The organism is Kribbella sp. NPDC002412 (assembly GCF_053592935.1).
On record NZ_JBSFBL010000139.1, the window covers coordinates 1 to 1,624 of the forward strand.

A 1,624-nucleotide genomic window follows, 5' to 3' on the forward strand; every position below is an offset into this window, starting at 1 on the left:
GGGACCGGGACCAGCACCCCGGCGGCCCCATCCTCGTCACCCGGCGTGCCCTCATCCCCGACCTTCGTTTCCCGTTCAACAACCTCGTTCAGCCGGTCGGCGATCTCCCGGGCACGCTCGTTGGTGGCGTGCTGATAGATCAGCGCGGCCCGCATCGTCGAGTGCCCCATGCGCTGCATCAGCTCCCGAGTGGATGCGCCACTCATCGACGCCAGGTGGTTACCCGTGTGACGCAGGTCATGGAAGGTGAAGCCCGCTGGCAGTCCAGCCTCCGCGATCCGCTTCGTCCACTTGACGGTTGTTCGCCAGCTCCCCCGCTTCGGCGTACCACCGCGCTCCCCAACGAACACGAGCGCGCCGTCGTCCTCGCCGACGAACTTGTTCAGGTGTGCCGCCAGCTCGCCCACCAGGACGTCGGGGATGGTCACTCCGCGCTCACTCGCCTCAGACTTCGGTGGCACGACGACGAGCCGACCGCCACTCAGCTCCGCGAATGCCCGAGGAACCCGGATGACCCGAGTGACGAGATCGATGTCTGTCCGGCGTAGCGAGATCAGCTCACCCCAACGGATGCCGGTGAACGCGGCCGTAAGGATGAAGGCGCGCCAGCGCTCCCCGAGGAGATCCGCCAGTGCGTAGACCTGCTTGACCGTGGCCACGGATCGTTCGGACCGACGTGCCTTGTCAGCGCCCTTGATCCGGCATGGGTTACGGCGGATCAGATCGTCGTCGACAGCCGTGTACATGACAGATCGGACCAGTCGGTAGGCCTTCGCGGTGGCGTCCTCCGAGCGCCCCGACGTCAGTAGCTTTGAGCGCCAGGTCCGGATGGTGTCCGGCTTGATCTGGCCCAGCTCGCGACGCCCTAGGAACGGCTCGACGTGCAAGCGGAACGTGCGTTCGTACTCCTCCCGAGTGCGAGGCCCGAGCTTCTGTTGCTCGATCCAGCGAGCCGCATAACTGCCGAACAGCTCCCGGCCACGGTCCGGGTCCATCCACTCACCTCGGACGATCTCGGCCTCTCGGAGCGTCAGCCAGACCTTGGCGTCCTTCTCCTTCGGGAACGTCTCCGGCGCCTCACGGCGGATGCCATCGGGACCGTAGTAGCGCGCCTGCCACCGGCCGGACTTGAGCTGCCGAACGCTGCCGAACTGCCTCCGGCCCGGCATCAGGCAGCCCTGCCGCGCCGGGTCATCGGCTCAACTGTCGCCGCCGCGATGAACTCCCGAACTGCCGACTCGGGGATGCGGATGTACCGGCCGACACGAACGAACCGGATGCGGCGTTCCTCTACGAGTCGGCGAGGGAATCGGGCCCCGCTCGTCGACCAGGTGCCGAGCCGTTCTGCGGCCTCGGCATACGTCAGCAGTCTGTCCATCACAATCTCCCCAGGTCAGGCCGCTGGATCAGCGGCGGTATCGGTGTCAGTTGCCGAACAGGCGTCGGCCGGTGGCGCGTGGGCGCGTTGTTTGGCTTGCTCGTACTGGGTGCGCCAGCGGATGCGTTCGCCGATGCCTCGGGTGAGTACGCCGTGCCAGGTGGGTAGGTCGTCGTCGTTGGCTCGGTCGACGGGCGACCAGACGAAGCGGGGAGACCCGTCCTCGAGCTCGGCGGTGGCGGCGTA

Annotated in this window: 2 protein-coding genes and 1 pseudogene; all 3 read right to left on the minus strand. The window is 67.2% G+C overall.

From position 1 onward, the window contains the following. A partial coding sequence (locus ACWCOV_RS41730) for a tyrosine-type recombinase/integrase (RefSeq protein ID WP_449834919.1) occupies positions 1-1,169 on the minus strand: 1,169 nt, incomplete at its 3' end. After that, positions 1,169-1,378, minus strand: coding sequence for an excisionase family DNA-binding protein (locus ACWCOV_RS41735; protein ID WP_449834920.1), 210 nt, complete (start codon positions 1,376-1,378; stop codon positions 1,169-1,171). The genes ACWCOV_RS41730 and ACWCOV_RS41735, both read right to left, overlap by 1 nt. 15 nt (positions 1,379-1,393) lie before the next feature. Further along, positions 1,394-1,624, minus strand: a pseudogene (locus tag ACWCOV_RS41740) (hypothetical protein); the annotation flags it as partial.

Coding starts and splice junctions, on each gene's coding strand:
- ACWCOV_RS41735 (WP_449834920.1), bottom strand. CDS start 1,378: ATGGACAGACTGCTGACGTATGCCGAGGCCGCAGAACGGCTCGGCACC.